9 protein-coding genes are annotated in these 8508 nt (G+C 63.1%); 8 read left to right on the top strand and 1 reads right to left on the bottom strand.

From position 1 onward, the window contains the following. Both WBR68_RS09655 and WBR68_RS09650 read left to right on the top strand, forming a co-directional pair. Positions 1–783: hypothetical protein (locus tag WBR68_RS09655; protein WP_230694059.1), on the top strand; the 783-nt coding region annotated here is incomplete at its 5' end. After that, a complete protein-coding gene (locus WBR68_RS09650) occupies positions 783–1898 on the top strand; it encodes a hypothetical protein (RefSeq protein ID WP_230694058.1) in 1116 nt (371 codons plus the stop codon). The genes WBR68_RS09655 and WBR68_RS09650, both read left to right, overlap by 1 nt. 57 nt (positions 1899–1955) lie before the next feature. Here WBR68_RS09650 and WBR68_RS09645 read toward each other — a convergent pair whose 3' ends face one another. Further along, entirely contained in the window at positions 1956–2864 is a 909-nt protein-coding gene (locus tag WBR68_RS09645) for a LysR family transcriptional regulator (protein ID WP_050447990.1), read from the bottom strand. A gap of 123 nt (positions 2865–2987) precedes the next feature. Between WBR68_RS09645 and WBR68_RS09640 the strand changes: the two genes are divergently transcribed. From WBR68_RS09640 to WBR68_RS09615, 6 genes are all read left to right on the top strand, one after another. Continuing rightward, on the top strand, positions 2988–3950 hold the full coding sequence (locus tag WBR68_RS09640) for a 3-hydroxyacyl-CoA dehydrogenase family protein (protein ID WP_127184186.1): 963 nt from the start codon (positions 2988–2990) through the stop codon (positions 3948–3950). Beyond that, on the top strand, positions 3947–4801 hold the full coding sequence (locus WBR68_RS09635) for a 3-keto-5-aminohexanoate cleavage protein (protein WP_230694057.1): 855 nt from the start codon (positions 3947–3949) through the stop codon (positions 4799–4801). The genes WBR68_RS09640 and WBR68_RS09635 overlap by 4 nt, the downstream gene beginning before the upstream one ends. A 218-nt stretch (positions 4802–5019) precedes the next feature. Next, positions 5020–5178 carry a periplasmic nitrate reductase, NapE protein gene (gene napE / locus WBR68_RS09630; protein WP_127184184.1) on the top strand — a complete coding sequence of 53 codons (159 nt, stop codon included), beginning with the start codon at positions 5020–5022 and terminating at the stop codon, positions 5176–5178. Between the two features lie 23 nt (positions 5179–5201). Next, complete coding sequence (locus tag WBR68_RS09625; protein WP_230694056.1) at positions 5202–5519, top strand: chaperone NapD; 318 nt, start codon at positions 5202–5204, stop codon at positions 5517–5519. Continuing rightward, positions 5503–7998 (top strand): periplasmic nitrate reductase subunit alpha, encoded by a 2496-nt coding sequence (napA, locus tag WBR68_RS09620; RefSeq protein WP_230694055.1) that lies wholly within the window; start codon positions 5503–5505, stop codon positions 7996–7998. Before WBR68_RS09625 ends, napA begins: the two co-directional genes overlap by 17 nt. A gap of 19 nt (positions 7999–8017) precedes the next feature. Then, positions 8018–8506, top strand: a complete 489-nt coding sequence (locus tag WBR68_RS09615) for a nitrate reductase cytochrome c-type subunit (protein WP_050447996.1) — start codon at positions 8018–8020, stop codon at positions 8504–8506. Positions 8507–8508 lie beyond the last annotated feature (2 nt).

The following is an 8508-nucleotide window of genomic DNA, read 5'->3' as shown; positions in this document are numbered from 1 at the left end:
AGGAACACCCGCTTCGCGTTTGCCACGGAACTTGTGGATGCCCATCGCAGTGATTTTTACAAGCTACGCGCCAGCAGCTGGCTGCTGTTCTTTGAAGCGGCCTTGATTGCCTTGCGGGTGCGGGACATGCCGAACGACGAACGCGGCGTGGGAGAGTTGATCGCACATGGGTTGCTTGCGGGCGCTGCGGGAACGGAGATATTGGCGGCGGGGACGGAGTTGGTATTGGGGCATTACAGCGCCGCCAGCGCGACCGGGCGCGGCGCGACGGTTTTTCAGGGGCAACTGAAGCTGGTCGGCGGAACGCTCGCGGCGGTGGGTGGGGTGGTGTTGATGGGGTATGACTTGAAAGACGAGCGAGCCGCAACGCGCGAGGGAAAAACGGAATTGGCTCTGGCGTACCGCCTACGGCTTGCGGCGGCGCTTGCGATGGTAGGAAGCCAGTCAAGCATTGCCTTCGCCGCCGCCAGTCCAATGCTGAAGCTCCTGGCGGAGCGAGGCGGAAAGTCATACGCGATAACTTCCATCATCATGGCGGCGGCGAAGGTATCCGCGTACCTCGGCAAGCCGGCCATGCTGGTCCTGCTACGCAGTGCACTATTGCGTAGCACGTTGATAGGCGTTGCCGCCACCGTGGCTATAGCCATCTTTGACGACGACGCTTTGGAAAAATGGTGCAAGCGCTGCACCTACCGCGGAGTCGACTACCAAGACAACAGCCCGCATAAGGAAATGGAAAATGAACTGGCCGACCTGTACGGCGCCTTGCTGGAGATAATCTGATGTACTTGATGGAGTGGATTCTTTGGCTTTCCGTCATCAAGTCCGACGCGTGGCTACAGGAACAGACGGACGAAAATCCGAACGTCATCGTCAACAAGGCTTTAGAACCCGTATACGAAGATTTACTTGTCGCCGAATATGCGCGATTGCGCGCATCACGCTTTGACCACGCCATGTCAAGAGGCCCCGTCTACGCCTTCGACAACACCATCCTCGAAATGCGCTGCGGTGGCATGGAAGAAAAGCGCGGATTTATCACTATGATTTCCATCTTCATATTCGGGGCTGCGGTGGAGGCATTTATATACCTTCCGACACTCTTGTCCGAGTTTGACAGAAACCCCTGGGGCATTGCCCGCACGCTGCATTTGATACTCGTTACCGTGCAGGGAGTTGGCCTGCTCTACGTCTACTTCAAATACCTCTTCCGCTTCACCCGCCTGGAATCCTTCACGTCCCGCCACCTGCTCATCCGCTTCAACCGCATCACCCGCCAGGTCTATCTGCACCGCCCCCCCAGTTGCGGCGGCATCGCCGTGCTGCCTTGGGATGACATTCATCACGATACCGTCCCCGGCGTGAACCTCGTCGTCGGTTGGTACCCGCCCTACTCTCCGCTTCCGTTTCCCAACATGGTCTTCGTCGGAAAAAAGAGCGTCAGCGAATTCGAAATGAAAGCCGAATGGGAATACATCCGCCGCTACATGGATGAAGGTGGCCTGGATGCGGTGGACCCGCCGCGCCTAAGTTCGCACCTGCCCCTGCCTTGGGCTGCGTTCGCGGCACAGTTCGAGGCGCTGGGTCCTTACCTGCGTCATAGCGGCCCGTTGACGTGGCTTGGAATGCTATTGATATCTCCGGCACTGGTGGTTATCGGGCTGGGGCATTGGGTGTCGCTGCTGTTGTGCTGGCGTCCGCGTTGGCCAAAGATCATTCGGGAAGCTGGCTTGCCCGGCAAGCCGACGCCGCCGTTGACCACCATCGATGACTACCCGCCCGAGCTTCGTGAGGCACTGCTGGAAAATGCACATCGATGGGTCGTGCGGCCGGGTTCGCCGCCACCACGGCCCAAACGATTTTCCCTCAAGGGAAGCTGGGAGAACCGCAAACGCTAACCGCCAGCCGCTTGCCGCTGGCGGTAGCAGCCGTCGTTGACGCCCCCCAGCGCCCCCTCACCGCCCCTGCAACGCCAGATACTCCTTCAACGTTCCCACCAACGCCGCCGCCGCCGGCGACAAGCTGCGATTGCGTGACGTGACCAAGCCAATCGATCTTTCCGCCACCGGCCCGATCAGCGGGCGTTGCACGATCCCCGTCTGCGCCACGGCGCCCGCCGCGATCTCGGGCAGTGCCGCCACGCCGAAGCCGCATTCGACCATGGCCACGATGGTCGTCAGGTGCTCGGCTTCAAACGCGGGCGTGAAGCGGATGCGGTTCTGCAAGAACGCCCATTCGGTGTATTGCCGTACGCTGCTGGGCTGCACCATCGACACGTGCTCGGCCGTGGCGGTGTCGGCCCAGCGCAGCGGGCCGCGCGACTTGGCCAGTGCATGCGACTCCGGAATCAGCAGCAAGAAGCTGTCGGACATCAGCGGCACATAGTGCAGGTCGGCGTGCTGCGGGTCGGCGGCGGTGAGCGCGAAGTCGACTTCGCCCGCGCGCACCAGGTCAAAGGCCGGGCCCGACAAGGTGTCGCGCACTTTCAGGGCGACATGCGGGTGCGCCTGGCGATAGCTCATCAGCACGCGCGGCAGCAAGCGGGCGGCAAGCGAGGGCAGCGCGGCGACCGACACCTGCCCCTGCTCGGCGCTGGTAATGCTGCTGACCGCCGCGATGGCGTCGCGAAACGCCGCCTGCAAAGTCGCGGCCTGCTGCATGAAGACTTCGCCCGCCGCCGTCAGCCGCACGGTGCGCGTGGTGCGGTCGAACAGGCGCACGCCCAAGGCTTCTTCTATCCGTTGTATCTGCGTGGACAGCGCCGATTGCGACAAATGCAATTGCGCCGCCGCCTGACGAAAATTCAGAGTGCGGCCCAGCACCAGCGTGGTATCGATGTCGCGCATCGACAGGTTGATCTGCATGTCTCTACACCCCGCATTCATTGATCTGATTTATCGATCATTCTATCCAAAAAATCTGATTCATCTATCAAACGCCCTTCTCTACACTCGCCCCCAACAACGAAGCAATCACAGGAGCATTCCATGCAGACGGACGCAACGGCGCTGCCCAACCCGGGCGCGGCGCATGCAGTGGTGGTGGGCGGCGGCACGATGGGCGCCGACGTGGCGGTGGTGCTGACCCGCGCTGCCTGCCGCACCATCGTGATCGAATCCAATACCGAACGCGCTTTGGGCCTGCCTGCGCGCTTGGCCGAAAATCTGAAGACCATCGGGCGCGAGGCCAACGCCGCGCTGCTGAGCACGGCCGCCAGCCTGGACGAGGTGGACTGGTCCACGGTGAATCTCGTCATCGAATGCATTCCCGAACGGTTGGACATCAAGCAGGCGCTGTTCGCGGACCTGGCGCGGCGCGCGCGTCCCGATGCCATCCTGGCCAGCAATAGCTCCAGCTTTCCGATCAGCGCCATCAGCCAGGGCCTGGACACGCGCGGCCGCATGTTGGGCCTGCATTTCTTCATGCCCGCGCATCTGGTGCCCTTGGTGGAAGTGGTGCTGGGCGAAGCCAGCGACAACGCCTGCGCGGATTCCTTGATTGCCTTCATGCGCCGTTGCGGCAGCGTGCCGGTCAAGGTCAAGCAGGACCTGCCCGGCTTCCTGGCCAACCGCTTGCAGCATGCGCTGTCGCGCGAGGCGTTCGACCTGATCGACCGGGGCATTGCGTCTCCGGAAGACGTGGACGCCGCGGTGCGCTTCGGTTTTGGCTTTCGCTTTTTGGCCGCCGGCCCCGTCATGCAGCGGGACCACGCCGGCATCGACGTGCACGCCGCCGCGGGCGCCACGATGTACCCCACGTTCTGCAACGCCGACCACCCCGCGCGCTGCCTGACCGAACGCGCCGCCGATGGCCGCCACGGCATGAAGGCGGGCGAAGGCTTCTACGCCTGGACGCCCGAAACCATTGCCGCCGAACGCGCGCGCTACGACCGCCTGCTGCGCGCCGGCCTAGACCTCATCAACCCGGAATTGCCGGAGATCCAGCCTTGAACGCTTCTGTCTTGCCGCGCGCCGCGCTGGCCGACTCCCCCGTCATCATCACCGTGGCGCCCAATGGCGCCTACAAGAAAGCCGCCGACCATCCTGCCGTGCCGCTGACCGCCGACGACCTGGCGCGTGAAGCCCGCGCCTGCCTGGATGCGGGCGCCGGCATGATGCACATGCATGTGCGCAAGCCGGACGGCAGCCATTTGCTGGACGCCACCGCCTACCGCGACGCGCTGGCCGCCGTGGACCGCGCCGTGGGCCGCGAATTGCTGGTGCAGGTCACCAGCGAAGCCGCTGGCGTGTACAAGGCGGCCGAACAGATCGCGCTGGTGCGCGAATTGCAGCCGGAAGCCGTGTCGATCGGCCTGCGTGAAATTGCCGTGCCGGACATTCCGGAAGCGCAACTGGCGGCGTTCCTGGCGTGGTTGGCCGAGCGCCGCATCATGACGCAGATCATCCTGTACGACGAAGGCGACGTGCAGCGCTGGCTGTCACTGCGCGCCCGCGGGCTGGTGCCGCCGGGTGCGTGGTCGGTGCTGTTCGTGCTGGGCCGCTACAGCGCGGGCCAGACCTCGTCGGCCTATGACCTGTTGCCTTTCCTGGCCGCGTACGATCAGTCGTTGCCCTGGGCGGTATGCGCGTTCGGCCCCGAGGAAAACGCCTGCGTGACGACGGCGGCGGCGTTTGGCGGCCACATGCGCGTGGGCTTTGAAAACAACCTGAAGCTGCGCGACGGCGGCATCGCACCGGACAACGCCGCGCTGGTGCGCCAGGCGGCGGACGGCGCGCGCGCGCTGGGCCGCCCCATCGCCAGCGCCGCTGACGCGCGCCGCATCTATGGTGCGGTTGCCTGATTTAAAAACACGAATCAACACCACTTGCGTGTCGCGTGCCTGACGCCTTGCCGACCTGAATCGGCAAACGTGTCAGGCACATTTTTATTGCAGCGCCGCAAAACTGTTGCACCGTGGCGCGACATTGACGCAACATTGACGCAATGTAAAAGCACTGCTAAAAACTTCGACATCCGCACGTTCAACGCAATACCCAAACTGTCAAAGTGAGGTGGTGTGTGCAAAACGAGTCTGATGGCTATACCAAGCCTCAGGAGCTTCGCAGTTTCCTGTTCCTGACGGCTGTCATGGCCCCCGTTCTTACGGTCATCATCGTGGCGGGCTATGGGTTCATCGTCTGGGCCTATCAGCTGATCGCCGGCCCCCCGGGCAGTTGATGCCAAGCGACGGAACCCCCTCCATGTCCGCGCTTCCTCCCAACGCGCCGCTCTCGGCGCCGCCCGAGCTGCACATCGCCAGTCTGGTTGTGCATGCCCTGCCCCACCGCTTGCCCGACGTTCGCGCCGCCATCCTGGCGATAGCGGGTTCGGACATCCATGGCGCGTCCGACACCGGCAAGCTGGTCGTCACGCTGGAAGCGCCCACCACCGACGACATGATGGCGCGGATCTCCGAGATCCAGCGCCTGGAAGGCGTACTGGCTTCGGCGCTGGTCTACCAGCATGCCGACACGCTGGCCGCGATGAACGAGGAGATTGGCGATGTCCATGGCTCGTAGAGATTTCATCAAGCAGTCCGCCGCCGCGGCCGCCGCCACCGTGGCGGGCATACCCATCGTCGGCATGACGCAGAACATCGTGACGGAATCCGAGGCCGCCAAGCTCAAATGGTCCAAGGCGCCCTGTAGGTTCTGCGGGACCGGCTGCGGCGTGAACGTTGCGGTGAAGGACAACCAGGTCGTGGCCACGCATGGCGATTTCAATGCCGATGTGAACAAGGGCCTGAACTGCGTCAAGGGTTATTTCCTGTCAAAAATCATGTACGGCAACGACCGGCTGACCACGCCGCTGTTGCGCATGAAAGACGGCAAGTACGCCAAGGACGGTGAATTCGCCCCGGTGTCCTGGGACCAGGCCTTCGACGTGATGGCCGAGCAGTTCAAGCGCACCCTGAAAGACAAGGGGCCGACCGCCGTGGGCATGTTCGGCTCGGGCCAATGGACCATCTGGGAAGGCTACGCCGCGCTCAAGCTGATGAAGGCGGGCTTTCGGTCGAACAACCTGGACCCGAACGCGCGCCACTGCATGGCGTCGGCGGCGGTGGGCTTCATGCGTACCTTCGGCGCCGACGAACCCATGGGCTGTTATGACGACATCGAGAACGCCGATGCCTTCGTGCTGTGGGGTTCGAACATGGCCGAGATGCACCCCATCCTGTGGACCCGCGTCACCGACCGCCGCCTGTCCGCGCCCAAGACGCGCGTGGTGGTGCTATCCACCTTCGAACACCGCTCTTACGAGCTGGCCGACCTGACGCTGACTTTCACGCCGCAGACCGACCTGGCCATCCTGAACTACATCGCCAACTACATCATCCAGACCAAGCGGGTGAACCGCGACTTCGTCGACAAGCACACCGTGTTTCACGAAGGCAATACCGACATCGGCTATGGCCTGCGCCCCGATCACCCCTTGCAGAAAGCCGCCAAGAACGCGGACAAGGCCGGCGGATCCAAGCCCATCACCTTCGATGAATTCGCCAAGTTCGTCTCGAAATACGACCTGGAATACACCTCCAAGCTGACGGGTGTGCCACAAAAGCAGTTGCGTGATCTGGCCGAGCTTTACGCCGACCCGAAGATCCGCGTGACCTCTTTCTGGACAATGGGTTTCAACCAGCATACGCGCGGCGTGTGGGCCAACAACATGGCCTACAACATCCACCTGTTGACCGGCAAGATCTCGACGCCGGGCAACAGCCCATTCTCGTTGACGGGCCAGCCATCGGCCTGTGGCACCGCGCGCGAAGTGGGCACGTTTTCGCATCGGCTGCCGGCCGACCTGGTGGTGACCAACCCCAAGCATCGCGCACACGCCGAAGAGATCTGGCAACTGCCCGATGGCACCATCCCCGACAAGGTGGGCGCGCACGCCGTGTTGCAGAACCGCATGCTGAAGGACGGCACCATCAACGCCTACTGGGTGATGGTGAACAACAACATGCAGGCAGCCGCCAACCTGATGAACGAAGGGCTGCCCGGCTACCGCAACCCGGCCAATTTCATTGTGGTTTCGGACGCCTACCCCACGGTCACGACCATTTCGGCCGACCTGATCCTGCCCACCGCCATGTGGGTGGAAAAAGAAGGCGCCTACGGCAACGCCGAACGGCGCACGCAGTTCTGGCATCAGTTGGTGAACGCGCCGGGCGACGCGCGTTCCGACCTGTGGCAGTTGATGGAATTTTCCAAGCGCTTCAAGGTGGAAGAAGTCTGGCCCGCCGATCTGCTGGCCAAGAAGCCCGAATATCGCGGCAAGACGCTGTTTGACGTGCTGTACGCCAACGGCAAGGTCAACAAATTCCCCAACAGCGAATTGAACGCGGAATACGAAAACCAGGAAGCCAAGGCATTCGGCTTCTATGCGCAAAAGGGCCTGTTCGAGGAATACGCCGAGTTCGGACGGGGCCATGGCCACGACCTGGCGCCCTTCGACACCTACCACGAGGTGCGCGGCCTGCGTTGGCCGGTGGTCAACGGCAAGGAAACGCTGTGGCGCTACCGCGAAGGCAGCGACCCCTATGTGAAGGCCGGCGCGGGCTTCGAGTTCTACGGCCACCCCGACGGTCGCGCCATCATCTATGCCCTGCCCTACGAACCGCCGCCGGAATCCCCCGACAAGGAATATCCCTTCTGGCTGTCCACTGGCCGCGTTCTGGAGCACTGGCATTCCGGGTCCATGACGCGGCGCGTGCCCGAGCTGTATCGCGCCTTTCCCAACGCGGTCTGTTTCATGCACCCCGACGACGCCCAGGCGATGGGCTTGCGACGCGGCGTGGAGGTTGAAATCGAATCGCGGCGCGGCAAGATGCGTACCCGCCTGGAAACGCGCGGACGCAACAAGCCGCCGCGCGGCCTGGTGTTCGTGCCGTGGTTCGACGCCGGCCAGTTGATCAACAAAGTCACGCTGGACGCCACCGACCCGATCTCGTTCCAGACCGACTTCAAGAAGTGCGCGGTCAGGATCGTCAAAGTCTGAAGGTCTGGGGGAGACAGCCATGAACCACCACGCCGCCACCATCGCCATCGCTCTTGTTGCGGGTTTCCTGTTGAATCCCGCCGCCCGGGCCGCCCCGCCGTTCGAGGTCGTAGACCCCATGCGAGGGCCCACGCCCGTTGCCGAAGAGGCCGACCCGCCCCTGATCAGCCCCATCGAAAACAAGGACATCAAGCGGATGCGCACGTATTCGATGCAGCCGCCCACCATTCCGCACAAGATCGACGGCTATCAGATCGACAAGAACTACAACCGCTGCCTGGCCTGCCATGCGCGCGTGAACACCGAGGAAACCCAGGCCCCGCCGCTAAGCGTCACGCACTACATGGACCGCGACAGCAATGTGCTGGCCGAGGTCTCGCCACGCCGGTATTTCTGTGTGCAATGCCATGTGCCGCAGGCCGAGGCCAAGCCGCTGGTGTCCAACACCTATCAGGACATCGACGTGATCCTCAAGCGCCTGACCGCCCCGGCGACAGACAAGAAGTAAGG

It is taken from the genome of Achromobacter sp. JD-1 (genome assembly GCF_038594925.1).
GTDB classification, from domain to species: domain Bacteria; phylum Pseudomonadota; class Gammaproteobacteria; order Burkholderiales; family Burkholderiaceae_B; genus Achromobacter; species Achromobacter spanius_C.
The sequence above is the reverse complement of the archived record's forward strand: the minus strand, read 5'-3'. Positions and strand labels throughout refer to the sequence as shown.